The sequence below is a fragment of the Pseudomonas sp. c313 genome (assembly GCF_055407145.1).
In genome coordinates this window covers 33919-55387 of record NZ_JBUZRD010000005.1, presented here as the reverse complement: position 1 = coordinate 55387, position 21469 = coordinate 33919, and the positions used below count along the sequence as shown (strand labels likewise).

The following is a 21469-nucleotide window of genomic DNA, read 5'->3' as shown; positions in this document are numbered from 1 at the left end:
CGTCGAAGTCGTTAAAGGTCCAGCAGCCAGCTGTGCTGCGGGTCGTTATGGAAGTGCCAGGCGCGCTTGGGCCCAGCCATCACGTTCAGGTAATACGACTCGTAGCCGTAGGGCACGCTGACCGGGTGGTAACCCTTGGGCACCACCACCAGGTCGCTGTTTTCCACGGCCATGGCCTGGTCGATGCTGCGGTCATCGGTGTAGACCCGCTGGAACACAAAGCCCTGTGGCGGGTTGATCTGGTGGTAATAGGTTTCTTCAAGAAAGCTCTGGTGCGGCAAGTCGTCGGTGTCGTGTTTGTGGGGCGGATAGCTCGACGAGTGACCGGACGGCGTGCGCACTTCCACCACCAGCAGGGAATGGGCCGGCTCGGTGTCTGGCAGGATGTCGCAGACGTAGCGCGTATTGGCTCCCTTGCCGCGCACGCTGCGCTTGCACTGTTCGGGGCGGATCAGCCGTGGAACGAGACCGGCAGCCGGGGAACCTGGGGCCGCGCAGACAGCGATTTGCACGTCGCTCAAGGCGCTCACCTGAGCGGTGCTGCCCGGCGGCAGGTAAGCGGCGAACGGTGACTTGTCTTCGAACACCGATTGGCGATCACCGAGGTTTTCCCAGTTGAAGCCTTCGCCCTGGATATTCACGCGACCGCTGAGCAGCACCAGGCACAGCTCTTTATCGCCAGCGCTGACCGGCAGGGTTTCGCCAAGGCTCAAGCGGTAGGCGGCAAAACCCACGTACTCCAGGCGGCCCGGCTCCAGCTCAACCATGGTCTGCCCACGTTGGTTGCTTTTGACTAACAGGCTCATTGTCCGGCACTCCCTTTCACAAGAGCGGCGCTCAGCAGTTCTCGCAGGGTGTCGTAGCCCTTTTTTGCGTAGGCGTAGCTGGGCGCCACCGCCGGGTCTTGCTCGGCTTCCACCACCAGCCAACCGTGATAGTTAGCTGCCAGCAGTACGTCCAGCAGCGCGGCGAAGTCGATATCGCCGTCGCCCGGCACGGTAAAGGTGCCGTTGATGATGCAGTCGGGGAAGCTCCACATGTTGTTGCGGGCCAGTTGCACCACCGGTTTGCGCACGTCCTTGAAATGCACGTGGCAGACGCGATCGATGTGCTTGCGCAACACTTCGATGGGCTCGCCACCGCCCATGTAGCAGTGACCCGAATCAAACAGCAGGCCGACTTCGGGGCCGGTGAGGCTCATCAGTTTGTCGATGTCTTCAGGGGATTCGACGTAGGCGCCCATATGGTGGTGGTACGCCAGGCGCACGCCTTGGGACAGGGTGAAACGCGCCAATTGCGTGAGTTTATCGGCGTATTCCTGCCAGGCCTGTTCGCTGTGAAAACGCGGGCGCTCGATCAGGCGGATCGGTGAACCCTGGATCGAGTCGGCGACTTCGCCGTAGACCAGCACTGTGGCACCATTCTCACGCAGCAGTTCGACGTGACTGCCGATGGCGTCAATTTCCTCAGCCACCGAACGCCGCGCCAGGCGGCTCGAATACCAGCCGGAGACCAGCGCCAGGTCATAAGGGCGTAATACATCGCCGACGCCCTTGGCGTCCTTGGGGAATTTGCCGTTGAGTTCGAAACCTTCGTAGCCGATTTCCTTGCCTTCGCTCAACGCGGTGCTCAGGGGCGTTTCGCCACCCAGGGCCGGAAGGTCGTCGTTGCTCCAGGAGATCGGGTTGATGCCAATTCGGATAGCGGGCATGGCTGCACCTTTTATTGTTTTCAAATTAACCTGAGAACGGGCTCTTTGTAGGAGCGAGCTTGCTCACGAAAAACTCAAAGACGCCGCGTTTACTCAGGATGCCAGCGTCATCATTAACGACCATCGCGAGCAAGCTCGCGCCTACAGTTGAAATCAATTAACCGCGGGAACTACGCCAGGCATTGATCAACTGTTCGAACGTGCCCTGCACCTGCCGGATCAATGTCTCATCATCAATTTCCCCCGCCATCCACGCCCGGCTCGGCTCCTGGAAGATCGTGCGGCCCACGGCAAAACCACGACAGGTTTGGCTCTGGCTGGCCTTTTGAAAGCCATCCGCCAGGCATTCGGCTGAGGCGTTCAACCCCAACAGCACCACGCCCCGGCAGTAGGGATCGCGCTCCTGAATCAGCTCGTCGAGTTTTTTCCAGTCCTCGGCAGACTGCGCCTCGATCTTCCACCAGGCCGGGTAGATGCCCAGGTTGTACAGGCGCTTGAGGCTGCGGTAGAGCACGTCGGGATGAACGGACGGGTGATCCTTGGGGGGGATGATTTCCAGCAGCAGTTCATGGCCGCTGACTTGCGAGGCCTGGTACAGGCCCTTGAGTTGCGCTTCCTGCTCCAGGCGCAGCAGCGGTTCGTCGTCGGGATGAAACTGCACCAGGCACTTGATGATTTGCTCCTGGGGCCAGGCAATCAGGTTGCTGCCAATGGAGCGCCCGTGTTCGAAAGCCAGCGGCCGCGAGCCCTGGACTTCCACCGGTCGCGCGACCCACCAGCCGCGACCGGTGGCGGCGTTAAGGGCGTCCTGGCCGAAGCGCTGGTCAGCCAGCAGGCCTACATCAGCGTCGATGCCTTGCTCGCGCAGTTTGCTTTCAACCCGCTCCACCGCCTTGATAAACAGTTGCTTGATGGCGCTGATGCGCGCTGGGTCCTGGCCGCCCTTCTGCGCCAGTTCCACCAATTGCCAGCGATGGTCGAAGGCGAACACGAACAGCTGCTTCCAGGCTTTGCGCGGCACGCTGACCTGATGCAGGCGTTGCAACACCGCGTCCTGATCGGGCCGGGTAATCGGCACTGGGCTGTTAAAGAGGTAGTCGAGTTCGGCGCGAGTCGGCATGGCCGGGGCGCAGGCATGGCGGGAGACCACCAGGCCGCCGCAGGCATTGGCCAACTGGCAGCAGCGCTCGTCGCTGGCGTCTTCAAGCCAGCCGCTGAGGAAGCCCGACATGAATGCATCGCCGGCGCCCAGCACGTTGAGTACTTCGACGCGTACGCCGGGGTAGATCGCACCGTCTTCCAGGCGCGCCGGAATGTCGCCGTGAATCACCGTGCAACCTTGCGGGCCGAGCTTGACCACCAGGGTTGCCGGCGCCAGGCGGCGCACGGTGCGCAACGCCGTCAGCAAGTCTTCGCTGCCGCCGGCAATCAGGAATTCTTCTTCGGTGCCGACGATCAGGTCAAAACGCGGGAGGATTTTTTGCACATGCTGGCTGACGTTCTGGTCGGCGACAAAGCGGGTTTCACCGTCAGCCTTGCCGGCCAGCCCCCAGAGGACCGGGCGATAGTCGATGTCCAGCACACGCTTGACGTTGTGTTTTTCGGCGTAGTCCAGGGCCTGGATACTGGCCTGGTACACGCCGTCAGTGGAGAAGTGAGTGCCGGTGATCAGCAGCGCTTTGCTGGAGGCAATGAAGGCCTCGCTGATGTCTTCGCCGCGCAGGGCCATGTCGGCGCAGTTCTCGCGGTAGAACACCAGCGGGAATGTTTCGCGGTCCTTGAGCCCCAGCAAGACCATGGCGGTCAAGCGTTGCGGATCAACCTTGATACCGCTGACATCGCAGCCTTCACGGGCCAGGGACTCCACCAGGAAGCGGCCCATGTGGTCGTCCCCCACCCGGCTCAACATCGCCGACTTGAGCCCCAACCGTGCGGTACCGAACGCAATATTGGCGGAGGAACCGCCCAGGTACTTGGCGAAGCTTGTGACGTCCTCCAACCGCGCGCCCACTTGTTGGGCGTAGAGATCAACGCCCAGGCGTCCGAGGCAAATCAGATCCAATTGACGCCCACTGGCAAAACGAGTCTGGCCCATGCTGGCTCCTGTTATTTTTATCAGCCTGCGTCTGTCGTCGTGGCGGCGGCAAACGCTCTTGGTGGATGCAGACTAGAACGTCTGACAGCACCAATCAATAATTATTCTATAAATATTTTTTATGGAATATATTTTCCAATACGCCATCATAGAACTGATCCAGCAACAGTGCATCGTTTCAGCAACGGCCACACGCCATGATGCGGGGTATTTTTTTACGCCCACCCTGTAGACTTGCGACCATCGACCTATTGTCTGGGGCTGCCTCATTCCCCGTAAGCACAAGCCAGAAGGATTCCCTATGCCCCGCACCGATCAGCCGGCTAACCCAGAGAGCGCCCCAGAAGAAGCGCTTGCCAGCCCCCCGATCAATGCCGAGCGCCTGTTGCAGCTGATCACCGACGAATACGAGAGCTTGCCGCGCCAGCTCAAGCGCATTGCCAGCTACATGAGCCAGCAAAGCGACCGGATCATGGTCGACCGCATCAGCGACATCGCCCGGGAATGCGAAGTCCACCCTTCGGCCATCGTGCGGTTTTCCCAGCGCTTCGGTTTCAGTGGCTTCAGTGAGATGCAGGCGTTGTTCCGCGAGGCCTACACCCACAAGACCACCCCGGTACAGAACTACCAGCAGCGCATCCGCAGCATGATCGCCAACAAGTCGCAGAAAGCCAGCGGCGGCGACCTGGCTCGCGAATGTGTCAACGCCACGTTGTCGGGTATCGAACGCTTGGGCCTTGAACTCGATGATGTGGCCTTCGACAAGGCCGTGGACCTGGTGGTCAATGCCGACAATATCTATGTGGTCGGCGTGCGGCGCTCCTTTGCCGTCGCCGACTACCTGGTCTACAACCTGCAGCACACCAACAAGCGCATCCATCTGGTGTCCGGCCTGGGCGGCAGCTACCGCGAACAGATGCGCAGCGTGCGGGCCAATGACCTGGTGATTGCCATCAGCTTCACGCCCTATGGCAAGGAAACGCAGCATTGCCTGCGCATTGCCCAGCATCATCAGGCCAAGACCTTGATCATCACCGACAGTAACCTCTCACCCCTGGCCAAGCGGGCGAATGCGGTGTTGCTGGTCAATGAAGGGTCGTCGTTTGCGTTCAGGTCATTGAGTGCAACGTTATGCCTGTGCCAGGCGTTGTTTATTGCCGTGGCGTATCGGCTGGAGTTGAAGGTCGATGAGATTCATGAGCAGGTTGGGTTTGACGACTGACCCTGTCTGGCGGGACGGCTAACGGGCCATGGCGGGGTTCCTTGCTCGGAGTGGGAACAATCATCAGGAAAATCGTGTTGCTTTTACCAACATGAATTTTTATTTAGGAAGCCGGCTATCATTTCTTGGCAAAATTCCCGACTTCAGTGTGAATTGTTCACCAGGTACTCCTTATGACCCGTATTTTGACCATCGAAGACGACGCCGTAACGGCCCGCGAGATCGTCGCCGAGCTGAGTAGCCATGGACTGGAAGTAGACTGGGTAGACAACGGCCGCGAAGGCCTGGTCCGGGCCGTCAGCGGCGATTACGACCTGATCACCCTCGACCGCATGCTCCCCGAGCTGGACGGCCTGGCCATCGTCACCACCTTGCGTACCATCGGTGTGTCGACGCCGATCCTGATGATCAGCGCACTCTCCGATGTCGATGAGCGGGTGCGCGGCCTGCGGGCCGGTGGCGATGATTACCTGACCAAACCCTTCGCCTCCGACGAGATGGCCGCGCGGGTCGAAGTGCTGCTGCGCCGCAAGAACACCGTCAAGGAATTCGAAACCGCCCTGCGGGTGGCAGACCTTGAGCTGAACCTGATCAGCCGCGAAGCCAGCCGTGCCGACCAGCCCCTGAGCCTGTTGCCCACCGAATACAAGCTGCTGGAATTTTTGATGCGCAACACTGGGCAAATTCTCTCGCGGATGATGATTTTCGAGGAAGTCTGGGGTTATCACTTCGACCCTGGCACTAACCTGATCGACGTGCACATCGGCCGCCTGCGCAAGAAAATAGACTCGCCGGGCCTTACGCCGTTAATCCGCACGGTGCGAGGTTCGGGTTATGTCATTGCTGAACCCCTCTAAAGGCTGGCGCTCTTCCAGCAGCCGCTTGCTGGCGCTGTATAGCACGTTGTTCGTGGCCTGGAGCTGCATCCTCATGGGGGTGCTGTACTACGAAGTCTCCGGTTACCTGAGCAACCTCTCGCGCCATTCGTTGATGCAGCGCCAGCACCTGTTCCAGCGCTTTGAGGGCGAGCAACTGGTGGAAGCCCTGACCACCAGCATGACCTTCGACATGAAGGGCATCGACGCCTACGGCCTGTTCGATGAGCAATATAAGCCCCTGAGCGGCCCGATCCGACAGATCCCGCCTGACTTGCCCCTGGACGGGCACATCCACGCCCTGGCCAATTGCATCGACTCCGACGACCCGAAACTGCCCCAGGACAGTTGCGACGCCGTGGCAACCCACACCCAGGATGGCCGCTGGCTGATCCTGGTGCGCGATAACGGCTCGCTGTTCGGCGTGACCCGGATCATTCTGCATGCCTTGCTGTGGGGCATTTCCCTGACCATCATTCCCGGCGCTGCCGGCTGGCACTTGTTGCGCCGGCGGCCGCTGCGGCGCATTCGCGCAATCCAGGCCAGCGCCGAGGCAATTGTCGCCGGCGACCTGACACATCGCCTGCCCCTGTCCAACCGCCGCGACGAGCTGGACATGCTGGCCGCCATCGTCAACGCCATGCTCGACCGCATCGAAAAGCTGATGAACGAGGTCAAGGGTGTGTGCGACAACATCGCCCACGACCTGCGCACCCCGCTGACCCGACTGCGGGCGCAGTTATACCGGATCAAGCAACAAGCCGACGAAGGCTCGGCTCATGCCTTGCAACTGGACGAAGTGATCAGTGAAACCGACACGCTGATGGCCCGTTTTCGTGGTTTGCTGCGCATTTCCGAACTGGAAGACCATCAGCGCCGTTCCGGCTTCCTGGTCCTCGACCCCCTGCCCTTACTGCAGGAACTCCACGATTTCTACCTGCCCCTGGCCGAAGAAGGCCAGATGGACTTGCTGCTGGAAACTCCCGAATCGCTGCCGTGGATCACGGGCGATCGGGCGCTGCTGTTCGAGGCCCTGGCCAACTTGTTGAGCAACTCGATCAAATTCACTCCGCCGGGCGGCGAAGTGATTTTGCGGGCGGTCAATGATGCCGGCAGCACGCGAATCGAAGTCCTCGACTCCGGCCCCGGTATCCCGGAGGCGGAACGAGCAGCGGTGTTCCAGCGTTTTTACCGAGTCGATGAAAGCAGTCAGCAAGGCGGGTTTGGCTTGGGCCTGTCGATTGTGGCGGCGATCATCAATCTGCATGGTTTCAAGCTGGAAGTGGGCACCAGCGAACGTGGCGGTGCGCGGTTGGTGCTGGAGTGTCGGCAGCAGTTGATGCCCGAGGCCTAAAGAACAAGCCGGGCGTGCTCGCGAAGAACCTGAGGGCACCGCGGTGATTCAGGAAGCCAGCGTTATCGTTAACGACCATCGCGAGCAAGCTCGCTCCTACAGTGGACAGTGGGCAGTAGATCCGCTCTTGCTTCTCACCACTCAGGTCGGCTACCAGGCCGCCGTGCTTTTGATCTTGATCTTGATCTAAGGCGCCCCGTTAACCACGATGGCAATGCCGGAGTGAAGGCATGCCGAGCCACAGCGAGTTACCAAGTGGTGGGGCAAGAGCGCTTTGGTTACTTTGCCGCTTTTGCAAAGTGACACGCCGTAAGGGCGTAACCCTAATCCGCCCTGACCAAAATAACGGATTGCACCCAACCCAACCCAGTCGCACCACCGCCCCCCCATATTCTCAGGCAGGAAAGTTAGCCCGCAAGGCTTCAAGCCCACCGCTGTAAACACCGGCAAACAACTCCTCCACCGCCGCATCCGTCACCCCGACCACCGGGGTAAACACCCCGGACCAGGTCACTTTCGCGGTGCTGTCCGTCAGCGCCTCAACGCGCAAAGTCGCCAGGTACTCACCCACCGGAAACGGCGACTCGCTGATGGAGTAGCTGTAGGTGCGCGCTGCTTCATCAAAGGCCTGCAGACGTTCAACCACCACGCCACCATCGACGGTTTGCAGGTGGCGCACGCGGCCACCTTCACTCGGTTCGCTCTTGGCGATCAAGGGCAGCCAGTCGGGCAGCGAGCTGAAGCCGCCAACCAACTGCCAGACCTGCTCGGCCGACACAGGGATTTCAATTGCAGAGGATGCTTTGGCCACGACAGGACTCCAATCAATAAGTAGGGGGAAACTCAAATCACCATACACTCACAGCATCGGACCCAGGAGTATTTGATCGCCGCCGACCACCGGCAACTCATCGCTTGACCCTTTAGCTCAGCCAATTCCCACCATCGACGTTATACGTCTGCGCCACCACATACTCGCTGTCCTTCGACGCCAGGAAAATCGCCATCCCCGTCAAATCCTCAGCCGTGCCCATGCGCCCAAACGGCACCTCTTGCCCCACCAGTCGTTTCTTCTCGCCCAAAGGCCGACCCTCATGCCGGGCGAACATGGCATCGACCCCATCCCAATGCTCGCCATCCACCACACCCGGCGCGATGGCATTCACGTTAATCCCGTGCTTGATCAGGTTCAGCCCCGCCGATTGCGTCAGGCTGATTACCGCCGCCTTGGTGGCGCAGTACACCGCCACCAACGCCTCGCCCCGGCGCCCGGCCTGGCTGGCCATGTTGATGATCTTGCCGCCGTGGCCCTGGCTGATCATCTGTCGAGCGGCGGCCTGCAAGGTAAAAAGCGTACCGGCGACATTGATGGAAAACAGCCGGTCGAAGCTCTCGCGGGTGATGTCGGTGATCGGCGCCAAATCGAACAGCGCAGCGTTGTTGATCAGGATGTCGAGTTTGCCGGTCTGTACCACTACGGCGGCAATCGCGGCATCTATGGAGACCTGGCGGGTCACGTCCATCTCTATCGCGTAAGCGTTGGGGCCCAGCTCTAACGCCGTAGCCTGGGCTCGCTGCAGGTTGATGTCAGCGATGGCGACAGTAGCGCCCTCATTAATATAGGCCTGGGCAAAGGATCGGCCGATACCGCGTGCGGAGCCGGTGACCAGGGCGCTTTTACCTTCCAGTCGTTTCATTGGATGCTCATCCTTATAAGGGCTATTTCGGATAACCAGCGCGTTTCATCTCGCGCTCGGTGGTGTGTTGACAGTGGCGATGGTCACCGTTTCTGCCGCATGGCTGGCCATCGCCACACACAGGCCGGCCACCAGCAAAAGCGTCTTCGGGATAGGGGTCATGGCGCTCTCCACCCGCGCCATTGGCGACGGGAGCTCTTGTTTTTGTTGTTGACCACTCGATTACAGCAGCTTGGAGAGGCCCGAACAAACGAATGGCGGATGCACGACTGGTACTTTTTTAACTATCGCTTACAGGGTCAAAAAAGTATCAGTGGCAAGCAAAACACCAGGTAGCCGCCTGCCAGGAAAAGGGCGTACTTTGATCGTATTCCAAGAACCCATTAAGGGGCCAAGACATGCCAGACAGCCGCGCAGCCTTGTTCGAGCAGCGCCCCGCCGAACTTGAGGTCATTCTCCCCGAGGCAGAGCATGGCTTTCGCTGGTACGAACATGACTATCCCTACGCGCTGGCGCGCTGGAATCACCACCCTGAATTCGAAATCCATCTGATTCGCCAGGGCAGCGGCAAGCTGGTGGCGGGCGACTACATCGGCGCCTTTGGTGCAGGCCACGTGGCGCTGATCGGGCCGGACCTGCCCCATGACTGGATCGGCGACCTGGCCCCCGGCGAACACCTGCACGGGCGCGACGTGGTGCTGCAATTCGACGGTGCCACCCTGCTCACCCTGGGCAAGACGTTGCCGGAACTGGGCGACCTGCAGCACATGTTCGACCTGGCCCGTCGTGGCCTCGAGTTCACCGGGGCCACCGCCCTCCAGGCCGCCGAACTGCTTGAACAGATCGGCCCGGCCCTGGGGCTCAAGCGCTTGATCCTGTTTCTGCAATTGCTCGACACCCTGATCAAAGCGCCGGCGCTGGAGGTACATGCCCTCGCCAGCACCTGCTACGCGCCAACCCTGGACGCCCGCAGCTCAGAGCGTATCAACAAGGCTTTCGACTATCTGATGAGCGAGTTGACCGGTGACGTGCGCCTGTCGGTGATCGCCCAGCGCCTGGACATGAGCGAACCGGGCTTCTCGCGGTTCTTCAAGCGCATCACCGGCCACGGTTTTATCGACCTGATGCGCAAGTTCAGGGTCCAGCGCGCCTGCCGGTTGCTGCTGCAAAGCGAGATGTCCGTCGCCGACATCTGTTTTGAAGTGGGCTACGCCAACCTGTCCAACTTCAATCGGCATTTCCGCATCGAAATGGACCAGACGCCCAGCGAGTACCGTCGGGAGACGGCGATGTATCTGTTCAATCGCAACGGTGATCAGGCATTGCCGTTTACCAAGGCCCATTGAGCCAATGCCTGTTGCGCCAGTCGTGCAACTTGCAGGCTTACATCCGCCTGATCCCGCGCCTCATCCTCCAGGAACCAGGCTGCCGACAACCCGGCGTGGGCCACCACCCATTGCAGCAGGCGCTGGCGCGTAAGCCCGGCGGCCTGGGTGATGATGTCGACCTGCCGGTTGAAACGTACGGGATCGGTGCAGGTGGGCAGGTCAGGGTTGCAGATCAGATTGGCGTAGTCGTAACCCCGCTCGCCCATCACCCGCTTCGGGTCGATGGCGAGCCAACCCCGTGGGCCGAAGTCGAGGATGTTGTCGTGGTGCACATCGCCGTGCAAGACCACGATTTCTTGTTGCATCGTCAATAACGTGCGTGCAGTGACAGCACAATCGAGCAGCAGCCCACCTTCTTGCTCGGCGGCAGTCCATAACGACTGAAACCATCGCTCCAGAGACAGCAACCCTTCGGGCGCAGAGGATCTGGGTGCATGCAACCGGGCAACGGTGGCGCAGGCGATGCGGCTGGCCTCGTCGTCCCGGCCATTGAGGGCCATCTGCATCAATGACCCAGCACCTGTGGCGCGCTCCATCACCAGCGCATTGCCGTCATGGGCGAACACCCGTGCCGCACCCTCGCCCGCCCACCAACTCATCAGCAGGCCACCGAGTTTTTCTTCAGGCGTATGGGCGATCTTCAGCATCGCGGGCTCGCCTTGCCAGCGCACTGGCAGCAGGTGGCTGCCGGGGGTAATGATGGCGTCACCATCGGGGGTCAGTTTCCAGCGTTGTAGCCAGTGATCGAACATCTGCGGGCTCTCTGTTCATTGCCCGACAGGATGCCATAAACGCGAAGTCACGTTTCTGACCAAAAGGTCGGCTAATTCGACATTTTTCTATCCATTTCAAGCCATTGACCAAAGTTGGTACAGCCTATGCAAACGTTTGCGGATCGGACTTGACGACAAATTACCGGCACGTTCGCCCTTTCCCGGCCAGCCGGGTCTAAACCGCACACGAACAGGGATTTTCAATGCAATCGACGTCCAGACGCCCCGCGTCCGCCACAACCTTTGGTGTTTCTCTGCTACTGGCAGCCGTTACGGGAGTACTCAGCGGCCCCACTTTGGGGCAGGGAAAAGTCACCGATGATTCAGCACAAGGCGAAACCCTGAGCGCGGCGGCCGCCCCGAAGAAAGAAGGCCCTTACCTCTCCGACTGGTTCAACCAAGACCTGACGATCATTGGCAGCAAAGACATCAGCTTCGGCCCCAAGCCTGCCGATGACATTTACCTGGAGTACGAGTACTTCGGCCGCAAGGGGCCGTTCGAGCTATACGGTTATATAGATGTGCCAAAGATCTTCGGTATTGGTAACAGCAATGACAAAGGCGTCTGGGACCATGGCTCGCCAGTGTTCATGGAACACGAACCGCGCATCTCCATCGATTACCTGGCCGGCCGCAGCCTGGCCGTCGGGCCGTTCAAGGAATGGTACGTGGCCTTCGACTGGGTCTACGACCACGGCAGCAACAAGGCCAACCGCGCCAACACGTTATATAGCGGCCTGGGTACCGACATCGACACCCACTCGCGGGTCAACCTGTCGGCCAACTTCTACGGGCGTTACCAGTGGGAAAACTACGGCGCCAGCAATGAATATTCCTGGGACGGCTACCGCGCCCAAATGAAATACATCGTGCCCATCGGCAGCTTCGACAACGGCGCTTCGCTGACCTATATCGGTTTCACCAACTACGATTTCGGCTCGGATTTGCACAAGGACAACCCGGCGCGCACTGCCAACTCCCTGGTTGCAACCAACGTGCTGTTGTATTCCTTCACGCACCTGCGCTTCACCCTGGTGGGCCGTTATTTTCATAACGGCGGCAACTGGCAGGACGGCAGCGAGCTGAATTTCGGTGACGGCAACTTCCGCGCCCGCTCCAACGGCTGGGGTTACTACGCTGGGGTCGGTTATCAGTTTTGAGCGGACAGCTGGAAGCCGCTCATTATTCATTTCGTAGGGGGATTTTATGCACGCAGTGACTCGTCTTTCTGTAGCCGTTGGTTTGGCCTTTGGCACACTGATAGCCTCCAACACCTTCGCTGCACAGCCTGCACCGATCAAACCCAAAGTGATGCTGATCACCATGTTCGCCCCCGAGGCACAGCACTGGATTGATCGCCTGGAACTCAAGCAGGAAGTCCGCGTGCCAGGCCTGTCGGCCGAGTACCCGGCAATCCGCTGCAACACCCAGGACGTGTGCCTGCTGGTGACCGGCATGGGCCAAACCAACGCCGCCGCCTCCACCCTGGCCCTGGCGTTGTCACCCAAGTTCGACCTGCGCCAGAGCTACTTCCTGGTCGCCGGGATTGCCGGTATCAACCCGCACCACGGCACCATCGGCACCGCAGCCTGGGCCCACTACCTAGTGGAGTTCGGCACCCAGTGGGAAATAGATTCCCGGGATGCGCCCAAGGACTGGCCGACCGGTTATATCGGTATCAACACCAAAGGCCCGAATGAGAAACCGCCGCTGGACTACAAGACCGAAGTATTCGAGCTGAACCCGAAACTTCAGGCCAAGGCATTTGCCCTGTCGCAAAAGGTCGAACTCAGTGAAAGCAAGGAATCCACCGCGTGGCGCAAACACTACCCGTACGCCCCGGCCAACCAGCCGCCGCAGGTCACCCAGTGCGACACCCTAGCCGGTAATACCTGGTTTTCCGGCACGCGTTTGAGCGAACGCGCCGAAGTCTGGACCCAGTTGCTTACCGACAATAAAGGCGTTTACTGCACCACCCAGCAGGAAGACAACTCCACCTACGAAGCGCTGCTGCGGGCCAGTCGTGAAGGTCTGGTGGATATCCAGCGCCTGGCCGTGGTACGCGCAGGCTCCGATTTCGACCGACCGTATCCGGGTTACAGCGAAGTCGACAACCTGCTGAAGTACGCGGACCAGGGCGGGTTCGTGCCAGCGCTGGAGAACCTGTACCGCACCGGCAACCCATTGGTGCAGGCGATTCTGAAGAACTGGTCGGCGTGGGAGAAAGGTGTTCCCGAGGCGTAAATCCCTCTTGCTGTGGGAGCAACTGTCTTGATGACCTTTATTTGGGCATCGTTTCCATGACCAGACAAACTCCCACAGCCCCAGGCCATGCAGCTTTCTTTCTAAGAAAATAACCGCAGCCGACAATCCGAATGAATTTTTACCGCCCTGAGTGATCACTTAAAGACACAAGGAGGGTCAACAGGTCCATGAACAACGCAAATTTTTTCGTGATCGACTACACGCTGCATGGCACGCCCAAGTCTTTCATTATTCGCCTGGAAAAACTCGACACCGCAGAAGCCTGGCATTGGGCAAGCTGCGATGCCGGCATAGGCCGCATCGGCCGATTTGCCCGGGAACAGGTGAAAAAGACCAGCCAGCCCCAGGCCGAGAAGTTTGGCATCGCAAATGTGCAATGGCGCCGCTCGGACGCGCGCTCTTGAACCTGTCAGGGAGGCACAGCCTAGACTGGCGCTGGAACCGCAATAACCCTGTAGGGGCCGCTCGCCCCTACAAGCGTTTCACATTTAGCCATGCGCCGACTTGGCACACTCACACCCCGTAGACGAAGCGCACGGCTCACCATGGGCATGATGATCGGCACAGCCCTGGCAGCAATAACTCTTACCTTCTTTCATCACCGCCGTTTGCCCCACCAGGCAGTTGCAGTGAGGGCAGGCACAGGTTTTTTCTTGCATGATCAGACTCCTTCGTCATGGTCGTCCCGGTGCGGCGAACGCCGACACCTTAAGCAGTGACTGCCCGACACCACCGTTGGTTCAAAGTCGTTAATCGGCGCGGGTACTGCTGCGATACATGAACACCAGGGCCAGCGCCAGGCAGAGCATTGCCACAATCCGGCTGCCGGACAGTTCGATGGCCGGGTTGCCGAGCCAGCCGAAATTGTCGATCAGCATGCCCATGCCCAATTGCCCAACGATCACCGCCACAGTCGCCACCGCTGTGCCAACAATCGGTACAGCACCGACCATGACCATCATGTACACCACCCCAAACAACGCCCCCGTCAGTTGCCATTTCGGCACATCCAACAGGCTAACCGCGTGAGCCGGCTCAAAGAACAGAACCAACAGGCCGGTGCTGATCGCCCCGACCACAAAGGTCAGTAGACTGCTGCGCAATACACCCACCGTCTGCCCCAGCCGACCATTGATCGCCGCCTGCACACTCAACACCGCACCTGCGGCCACCACCAATACCAACAACACAATCAGATTCATCGTCTTAACCCCGTGCAATCAAAACAAGTGCCGCCACAATCAACAGCAGCGCAATCCAGCGCTCACCGTTGACCCGTTTGCGCGTGGTGCCGAACCAGCCGAAGTGGTCGATCAACACACTCTTGCCCACTTGGCCGGAGAGAATCGCGATCATGGTCATGGCAATGCCGATATGCGGCGTGGCCAGGGTCAGCACCACCACGTACATCGGGCCCAGGAAGCCGCCGATCAACTGCCAGCGCGGCAGGTCGGTAAGGGCCGGGCCTTTTTGCGGGCCACTGAACAGCAATAGTAAAAACAGAATCGCGGAGCCTACGCCGAAGATACTCAAGGTCGCCCACAAGTGCCCGACCTGCACGCCCAACGGCCCCAGCAAACCGGCTTCCACCGACAAGCCCATGCCGGCGAAAATCACCAGCGGCAATAACAGTAGCCGAAGAAAGGTTTTCGGCTTGGCTTGAGCCAGGCCCGCACCGTCAAGAGAGGAAGTTTGCATAGAACACCTGCGCATTAGAGAGGAGCGATGGCGTGCATTATCCGGTGGCAGTGCCTTGCGATAAATGGGAGCATACCAACAACACCTTTGCGTATTGCGCACAGCAGGGAGTCATCATGCAGGGCTTGAGCGAGTTGAGTTTCAAGGCGCTTCGCCTGTTTGTCGCGGTACTGGACTACGGCAGTTTCTCCGAAGTCGCCCGCCGTGAGGGCTTGGCACCCTCCTCCATCTCCCGGCAAATTCAGTTGATGGAGCAGGCCCTGGGCCAACAACTGCTGTATCGCCACACTCGTGCCGTCAGCCCCACCGAGGCCGGGCGTTTGCTGGGCCATCACGCGCGCTTGGTGCTGGAGCAACTGGAAGAAGCCGGACAGGCCTTGCAGGAACAGGAAAGCGAGCCCAGCGGCCTGGTGCGGATCAACGCGCCGATGGTGTTCGGCCAGCGGCACCTCTCGCCATGGTTGGGTGAGCTGTGCCGGCGCTATCCCAAGCTGCAACTGGATATCCAGCAGACCGACACCTACGTCGACCCGCTGCAAGGCGGTACCGACCTGCTGTTTCGCATCGGCGTACTCAACGATTCCGGCATGCAGGCGCGCATTTTCGCCCCGCAACGTTTCCGCATCGCCGCCAGCCCTGCCTATCTGGCGCAATACGGTACGCCACAACACCCCGATGAACTGGTGAACCACCAATGCCTGGCCTACAAAGGCGTCACCGGCCAGCAGCGCTGGTTCTTTCGCCGCGACCAGGGCGACTGGACGCCCTACAGCGTCAAGGGCCCGATCACCGGCAACCACGCCGATACGCTGACCCACGCCGCCGAGCAAGGCCTGGGCCTGGTGGTATTTCCGTCGTGGTTGATCGGCGAAGGCCTGCGTGCCGGGACCTTACAGGCTGTGCTGACTGACTATGAAGTGGCCACGACTCTGGAGCCGCAACAAATTGCGGCGCTGTGGCCCGGAAGCCGACGCCTGTCGGTGAAGGTTCGTACGGTAATCGACTACTTCGTCGAATGCTTCGGGCCGATACCGTACTGGGATCGCTGATTAGAACAGCCATTGCCCGATCAACCAGGCATTGGCGCCGCTGATCACCGCAAATAGGGTCCAGGCCAACAGCTTCGTGGGCAGGCGATTGACGAACGGCCCCATCAGCTGTTTGTCGCCAGTCATGCGAATCAACGGGTACAAGGCAAACGGCAACTGCAGGCTCAACACCACTTGACTGAGGATCAGCAACTTGCCGATGGCATCGTCCCCCATCAGCCACACCCCGAGGAATGCCGGGATCAGCGCCAGCCCACGGGTGATCAGGCGCCGCTGCCAGCAGGGAATCCGCAGGTTGAGGTAGCCCTCCATGATCACTTGCCCGGCGATGGTGCCGGTAAAAGTGGAGCTTTGCCCGGAGGCCAGTAAGGCGATGCCGAACAGGATACTGGCGAAGGCACCGCCCACCAGTGGGTCCAGCAGGTGGTAGGCATCCTGGATTTGCACGACCTCGAAGTGGCCGGTCTGGTGGAAGGCCGCCGCCGCCAGCACCAGGATCGCCGCGTTGACCAACAAGGCCAGGGCCAGGGAGCCAATGGTGTCGATACGCGCCAGCTTGACCGCGTCCTGGCGGCTGGCCAAATCCTTGCCGAACAACCGGGTTTGCACGATGGAGGTGTGCAAATACAGGTTATGGGGCATCACCGTCGCCCCTAGAATGCCGATGGCCAGGTACAGCGGCGCGGCATCGCTGATGGCCGACAACGACGGCGTAAAGCCACGGAGCACGTCCGGCCAGTAGGGTTTGATCAGCACTAGTTCGATAAAGAAACACACGCCGATGGTGGCCACCAGTGCCAGCATGATTGCTTCCAGGCGGCGAAAACCACGGTTTTGCAGAGCCAGGATCAGCAGCGTATCGAAGGCAGTGATGACGATGCCGGTGGTCAGGGAAACCCCCAGCAGCAGGTGAAAAGCCAAGGCGCAGCCGAGAACTTCGGCGAGGTCGGTGGCGATGATCGAGATTTCCGCCAATACCCATTGTGTGCGCGCCGAGCGTTTGCTGTAGCGCTCACGGCACAGCTGCGCCAGGTCCTTGCCGGTGGCGATGCCCAACCGCGAACACAAACACTGCACCGCCATCCCGGCCAAACTGGCCAGCAACACCACGAACAACAGGTTGTAACCATAGCGTGAGCCGGCCTCGATGGCCGTCGCCCAGTTGCCCGGGTCCATGTAGCCGATGGAGATCAGCAAGCCGGGGCCGGCGAATTTCAGCAACCGTTTGAAAAATGAGGCACTGGGATCGACTGCAATGGAGCCGGCGACTTCCGGCGGGCAGAACGGAGCAGTAGCGATTTTCGGCAAGCTAAATTTCACGCGGGGTACCCGGTAAACACGCAGAACAAGGGCGCAGCTTATCAGTCAGACGAGACCGTACGCATCACCGTTTCCCTGGGCAGATCAAACGCCTCCACCACCTTAACCACCAGGTCCATCTCTTGATTCAGCGCCTCGCGCTCCAGGCGCTGACGAATCACCCCGAGCACCAGCACCGCCAGGGTGGTGATGGAATACGCCGGCCCGGAAAACGCCCGCACCCCACTCACCAACAACATCGCTGCCGCCAGCGCCTGCCCCACCACCGGAATTGCCGTAGCCGCGCCCCGGCGCAGGATAAAACCGGTCAACCCGGCCAGCGCCGTACCACTCAAGGCCGTGGTGGCCGAGCGCCCGACATCGAAGCGATTGAAAAAACCCTGTTCCTTTTGCGCAGCCGCCTTGAGTTCGGCCTCGAAGACCTTGCGGTCGGCCAGGCTGAGCTTGTCCTTATACTGCTCGATCAAGGTTTCGGCGACCCGCTCTTCAAGGGCCGTGAGGGCCACGCTGTCGAGGGGCTGGTCAAACTTGACCCCCACTCGCTGGACCACGTCCTGGGCCATTTCGCGATAGCTGACGCCATGGCCCCGCGCCAGGTTCATGAAACTGTCGCCACCCATGCGCTGCAACTCCACGGCCAGTTTCAGCGGCTCGCGCACGCTGACATCGATGGACGCACTGTGTTTTTGCGCCATTAATTCGGCAAGAAACTTCAGTTCATCCGGCCGCGCCTGCACCAGCAGCGGGAACAGGTCGACATCCTCCTCGGCAAACCGCACCTCGCTACTACGCTGATCGGCGCGGATCATGCCACGGCGCTCCTGCAGCAGGTCGGTGTATTGCACCACTGTCTTCAATTGTGGCCAGTAGGCAGCGTGATCAAAGGTGGTCAAGTGCACGTTGGCCACCTTGTCCTTGAGGGCCGGGGTCAACGGGATCGCATAACGGCCGATGCACCGCTCGGCATCCGGCTTGAGCGCCAGCGCCCAGTCCTTGCTGGAGTGGCAGTTGATCACCCGGCCCTTCAGCGGCGCCGACACCTGGTCCCAGGGGCTGGAAGTGCAGATCGCCCCGCCCATCAACAAGAGGTTGTTCAACGGCAGTTCACGGGCCAGTTCGGGGCTTGCCAACAAACTCTTGACCAACAACCGCGCACCCAGCGAATGGCCAATCAGGTTGATTTTCTGCACCTGGATAGACTCGCCGTGCAGGTAGTTGGCCAATTCGGGCAGCAGGCTTTTGGCGACTTCATCAACCCGGGCTTCGACGCTTTTGTAGTGGTCGAGAAAATAGGCAATCGCCTTGCCCAAGCCAATGGTCGCCGCGCCCAGGGTGCCGCCGCCGAGCATGGAAGCGATGACGTCCTTGAACGGCGCAAACAGGTTTTCCAGGAAATGCCCCGCCGGCCAGAACAGCATCAGGTTGGTCGAGCCTTCGATGGTCGCCAGTTGCGCCTTGAAGTTGCCCAGCTGTTGCTGATTGAAGAAGGCCGAGTAACCGTGGACGTAGAGATTGAGCACATCACCTTGGGGCTCGCCGCACAGGACGAACGTGGGCTTGCGGGTGCGGTGCATTTCATCCCACTGGTGTTGCATGGGGCGGTAACTCCTGATGACGGTGGAGGGCGATAGTAGCAAAGGGTGGGTTGAGGCAATGTGAAAACCTCGGTGGGTTAAGGAACCCTCTGTCCATACACATGGGCAGGCATGCCATAAATCAGGGATTTTGTTCCGATATTCAGTTCTCTAGCATCCTCCACTGATGCTGAGAGACGCCGGTAACGCTGAACGACTCAACTGGCAAAGTTCTCGATCTTTACCTGACCGTCAGGAAAGGTCGCGACAATCTCCAACTCGCCACCCATGGCACGGATGTAGTTACGCAGGGTGCTGATGTACATGTCGGTGCGTCGTTCCATTTTTGAAACAGCCGCTTGGTTGATATTCAGTACCTTGGCCAGACTCTCCTCTGGCTCATCTGCCCCGGACCACTGTCGCCAGGGCGTGCTTCAGGATGCCAGCGATGTGTTTGCAGTGATAACAGAGCAGGATTGTCCCCAGCGAACGCTGGCTAACCCATGTCTTTTCTCTGCAAAAATTCAGATTTCAAAATGTAAAAAAGCGTTCTAATAGCGCTCTGTTGATTCGAAAAAGATCCTGGAGTAAGCAATGCCCCATGAAGGCAACCTGTTACAAGCGGCCGTGGTGTTCCTGTTCGCCGCGGTGCTCACCGTACCCTTGGCCAAGCGCCTGCAATTGGGCGCGGTACTGGGCTATCTGCTGGCCGGGGTGATCATTGGCCCGTCGGTGCTGGGACTGGTGGGCAACCCGCAAAGTGTCAGCCAGTTTTCTGAGTTAGGGGTGGTGTTGCTGCTGTTCATCATTGGTCTGGAGCTTTCGCCCAAACGTTTATGGGTGATGCGCAAGGCGGTGTTCGGCGTCGGCCTGGCCCAGGTGGTGATCACCGGGACGGTCATCGGCGTGCTAGCGCTGTGGGTGTTTGGCCAGTCGTGGAACAGCGCCATTGTACTGGGTCTGGGCCTGGCCTTGTCCTCCACTGCCTTCGGCCTGCAAAGCCTGGCCGAACGCAAGGAACTGAACCAACCCCATGGCCGCCTGGCGTTTGCCATTCTGCTGTTTCAGGACATCGCGGCGATCCCGCTGATCGCCATGGTGCCGCTGCTCGCTGGCAACAATCACACCACTACCGCCGCCCAGGACCTGAACCACGGCTTGCAGGTATTGGGCAGCATCGTCGTGGTGATCATTGGCGGTCGTTATCTGTTGCGACCGGTGTTTCGCATCGTCGCCAAGACCGGGCTGCGAGAAGTGTCCACCGCAACGGCCCTGCTGGTGGTGATCGGCACGGCATGGTTGATGGAGCTGGTGGGCGTGTCCATGGCCTTGGGCGCGTTCCTCGCAGGCCTCTTGCTGGCTGACTCGGAATACCGCCACGAACTGGAATCCCAGATCGAACCGTTCAAGGGGCTGTTGCTGGGGCTGTTTTTTATTAGCGTCGGCATGGGCGCCAATATCAGCCTATTGTTCAGCGCGCCGATCGTCGTGCTGGGGCTGACCCTGCTGCTGATCGCCATCAAGCTGCCGCTGCTGTTTTGCATCGGCCAACTGGCGGGTGGTCTCAATCGCGAAAGTGCACTGCGCCTGGGCGTGGTGCTGGCCGCAGGCGGTGAGTTCGCCTTCGTGGTGTTCAAGATCGGCCGCGACCAGGGCCTGTTCGAACCGCGGCTCTACGACATCCTGGTGCTGACCATCACCCTGTCCATGGCCCTGACCCCGTTGCTGTTGCTGCTGTGCCCGAAACTGTTCAAACCCAAGAGCAAAACCGTCAAAGTACCCGAGGAATACCGCGCCATCGAGAGCGATGCGCCACGGGTGGTGATCGCCGGCATGGGCCGCATGGGGCAGATCGTGGCGCGTATCCTGCGAGCACAAAACATTTCGTTTATCGCCCTCGACACCTCGGTGGAAACTATCGAGCTGACCCGCAGTTTTGGCGGCATGCCGGTGTTCTACGGCGACCCACAGCGCCCGGAAATCCTCCATGCGGCCAAGGTCGACCAGGCGGAGTTTTTCGTGATTGCCATGGATGATCCCGAGATCAACATCAAGACCGCCGAACTGGTGCGCAGTCTGTACCCGCACATGAAGATCATCGCCCGCGCCCGTAACCGCCAGCACGTCCATCGCCTGGTGGACCTGGACGCGTCACCAGTACGCGAGACGTTCTACTCCAGCCTGGAAATGAGTCGTCGTACCCTGGTGGGACTAGGCCTGAGCCAAACCCAGGCCGATGCGCGGATCAACCGCTTCAAGAACCACGACCTGCAACTGCTGGCCGTCCAGCATGCGGTGTACGACGACGCGGCCAAGGTCATGCAGTCCGCTCAGGAGTCCCGCGCGGAACTGGCGCGGTTGTTTGAGATGGATCGGTTGGAGGAAGAGTCCGACAAGGCGTGAGGATGGACATGAACGACATTGCGAATTTCTGACAGAATACGGCGC

The 21469-nt window shown here is 60.0% G+C and carries 20 protein-coding genes and 1 pseudogene; 9 read left to right on the top strand and 12 right to left on the bottom strand.

Annotation, left to right across the window (positions count from 1 at the left end):
* Nucleotides 1-11: 11 nt before the first annotated feature.
* The 3 genes from iolB to ACZRKZ_RS16520 form a co-directional block, all read right to left on the bottom strand.
* Complete coding sequence (gene iolB / locus ACZRKZ_RS16530) at nucleotides 12-806, bottom strand: 5-deoxy-glucuronate isomerase (protein WP_463968812.1); 795 nt, start codon at nucleotides 804-806, stop codon at nucleotides 12-14.
* A complete protein-coding gene (iolE, locus tag ACZRKZ_RS16525; RefSeq protein ID WP_463982119.1) occupies nucleotides 803-1711 on the bottom strand; it encodes a myo-inosose-2 dehydratase in 909 nt (302 codons plus the stop codon). The genes iolB and iolE overlap by 4 nt, the downstream gene beginning before the upstream one ends.
* 157 nt (nucleotides 1712-1868) lie before the next feature.
* Complete coding sequence (locus ACZRKZ_RS16520) at nucleotides 1869-3806, bottom strand: bifunctional 5-dehydro-2-deoxygluconokinase/5-dehydro-2-deoxyphosphogluconate aldolase (protein WP_463982118.1); 1938 nt, start codon at nucleotides 3804-3806, stop codon at nucleotides 1869-1871.
* Nucleotides 3807-4107: 301 nt separating this feature from the next.
* On the opposite strand from ACZRKZ_RS16520, the gene ACZRKZ_RS16515 reads away from it, so the two are divergent.
* The 3 genes from ACZRKZ_RS16515 to ACZRKZ_RS16505 all read left to right on the top strand — a co-directional run bounded on the left by ACZRKZ_RS16515 (nucleotide 4108) and on the right by ACZRKZ_RS16505 (nucleotide 7257).
* Nucleotides 4108-5028, top strand: coding sequence for a MurR/RpiR family transcriptional regulator (locus ACZRKZ_RS16515; RefSeq protein WP_149412715.1), 921 nt, complete (start codon nucleotides 4108-4110; stop codon nucleotides 5026-5028).
* 173 nt (nucleotides 5029-5201) lie between these two features.
* A complete protein-coding gene (locus ACZRKZ_RS16510; RefSeq protein ID WP_463968815.1) occupies nucleotides 5202-5885 on the top strand; it encodes a response regulator transcription factor in 684 nt (227 codons plus the stop codon).
* A complete protein-coding gene (locus ACZRKZ_RS16505) occupies nucleotides 5863-7257 on the top strand; it encodes a sensor histidine kinase (protein WP_350614903.1) in 1395 nt (464 codons plus the stop codon). Before ACZRKZ_RS16510 ends, ACZRKZ_RS16505 begins: the two co-directional genes overlap by 23 nt.
* Before the next feature lie 394 nt (nucleotides 7258-7651).
* On the opposite strand, the gene ACZRKZ_RS16500 is transcribed toward ACZRKZ_RS16505, so the two are convergent.
* Entirely contained in the window at nucleotides 7652-8068 is a 417-nt protein-coding gene (locus ACZRKZ_RS16500; protein WP_463982117.1) for an SRPBCC family protein, read from the bottom strand.
* 112 nt (nucleotides 8069-8180) lie between these two features.
* Nucleotides 8181-8954 (bottom strand): L-iditol 2-dehydrogenase, encoded by a 774-nt coding sequence (locus ACZRKZ_RS16495; protein ID WP_149413640.1) that lies wholly within the window; start codon nucleotides 8952-8954, stop codon nucleotides 8181-8183.
* A 398-nt stretch (nucleotides 8955-9352) separates the two neighbouring features.
* Here ACZRKZ_RS16495 and ACZRKZ_RS16490 point away from each other — a divergent pair, with 398 nt between their 5' ends.
* Nucleotides 9353-10300, top strand: a complete 948-nt coding sequence (locus tag ACZRKZ_RS16490; RefSeq protein ID WP_463982116.1) for an AraC family transcriptional regulator — start codon at nucleotides 9353-9355, stop codon at nucleotides 10298-10300.
* Here the strand turns inward: ACZRKZ_RS16490 and ACZRKZ_RS16485 are convergent.
* Nucleotides 10270-11094, bottom strand: a complete 825-nt coding sequence (locus ACZRKZ_RS16485; protein WP_463982115.1) for an aminoglycoside phosphotransferase family protein — start codon at nucleotides 11092-11094, stop codon at nucleotides 10270-10272. The genes ACZRKZ_RS16490 and ACZRKZ_RS16485 overlap by 31 nt on opposite strands.
* 224 nt (nucleotides 11095-11318) lie before the next feature.
* On the opposite strand from ACZRKZ_RS16485, the gene ACZRKZ_RS16480 reads away from it, so the two are divergent.
* The 3 genes from ACZRKZ_RS16480 to ACZRKZ_RS16470 all read left to right on the top strand — a co-directional run bounded on the left by ACZRKZ_RS16480 (nucleotide 11319) and on the right by ACZRKZ_RS16470 (nucleotide 13784).
* A complete protein-coding gene (locus ACZRKZ_RS16480; protein WP_463982114.1) occupies nucleotides 11319-12275 on the top strand; it encodes a nucleoside-specific channel-forming protein Tsx in 957 nt (318 codons plus the stop codon).
* 46 nt (nucleotides 12276-12321) lie between these two features.
* A complete protein-coding gene (locus tag ACZRKZ_RS16475; protein WP_463982113.1) occupies nucleotides 12322-13359 on the top strand; it encodes a purine-nucleoside phosphorylase in 1038 nt (345 codons plus the stop codon).
* 188 nt (nucleotides 13360-13547) lie between these two features.
* Nucleotides 13548-13784, top strand: coding sequence for a DUF6555 family protein (locus ACZRKZ_RS16470; protein ID WP_463982112.1), 237 nt, complete (start codon nucleotides 13548-13550; stop codon nucleotides 13782-13784).
* Nucleotides 13785-13868: 84 nt separating this feature from the next.
* Here the strand turns inward: ACZRKZ_RS16470 and ACZRKZ_RS16465 are convergent, their stop codons facing one another.
* From ACZRKZ_RS16465 to ACZRKZ_RS16455, 3 genes are all read right to left on the bottom strand, one after another.
* Nucleotides 13869-14039 (bottom strand): metallothionein, encoded by a 171-nt coding sequence (locus ACZRKZ_RS16465; RefSeq protein WP_149413646.1) that lies wholly within the window; start codon nucleotides 14037-14039, stop codon nucleotides 13869-13871.
* 90 nt (nucleotides 14040-14129) lie between these two features.
* On the bottom strand, nucleotides 14130-14582 hold the full coding sequence (locus tag ACZRKZ_RS16460; protein ID WP_133101180.1) for a DMT family transporter: 453 nt from the start codon (nucleotides 14580-14582) through the stop codon (nucleotides 14130-14132).
* 4 nt (nucleotides 14583-14586) lie between these two features.
* Nucleotides 14587-15078 (bottom strand): DMT family transporter, encoded by a 492-nt coding sequence (locus ACZRKZ_RS16455; protein ID WP_133101181.1) that lies wholly within the window; start codon nucleotides 15076-15078, stop codon nucleotides 14587-14589.
* Nucleotides 15079-15194: 116 nt separating this feature from the next.
* Between ACZRKZ_RS16455 and ACZRKZ_RS16450 the strand changes: the two genes are divergently transcribed.
* Nucleotides 15195-16127, top strand: a complete 933-nt coding sequence (locus ACZRKZ_RS16450; protein ID WP_463968824.1) for a LysR family transcriptional regulator — start codon at nucleotides 15195-15197, stop codon at nucleotides 16125-16127.
* Here ACZRKZ_RS16450 and ACZRKZ_RS16445 read toward each other — a convergent pair whose 3' ends face one another.
* The 3 genes and pseudogenes from ACZRKZ_RS16445 to ACZRKZ_RS16435 form a co-directional block, all read right to left on the bottom strand.
* Nucleotides 16128-17447, bottom strand: a complete 1320-nt coding sequence (locus tag ACZRKZ_RS16445) for an Nramp family divalent metal transporter (RefSeq protein WP_463968825.1) — start codon at nucleotides 17445-17447, stop codon at nucleotides 16128-16130.
* Nucleotides 17448-17488: 41 nt separating this feature from the next.
* Complete coding sequence (locus tag ACZRKZ_RS16440; protein ID WP_463982111.1) at nucleotides 17489-19042, bottom strand: DUF726 domain-containing protein; 1554 nt, start codon at nucleotides 19040-19042, stop codon at nucleotides 17489-17491.
* A 197-nt stretch (nucleotides 19043-19239) separates the two neighbouring features.
* Nucleotides 19240-19416: pseudogene (locus ACZRKZ_RS16435) on the bottom strand (XRE family transcriptional regulator); the annotation flags it as partial.
* Nucleotides 19417-19615: 199 nt separating this feature from the next.
* Between ACZRKZ_RS16435 and ACZRKZ_RS16430 the strand changes: the two are divergent.
* Complete coding sequence (locus ACZRKZ_RS16430) at nucleotides 19616-21424, top strand: monovalent cation:proton antiporter-2 (CPA2) family protein (RefSeq protein ID WP_463982110.1); 1809 nt, start codon at nucleotides 19616-19618, stop codon at nucleotides 21422-21424.
* Nucleotides 21425-21469 lie beyond the last annotated feature (45 nt).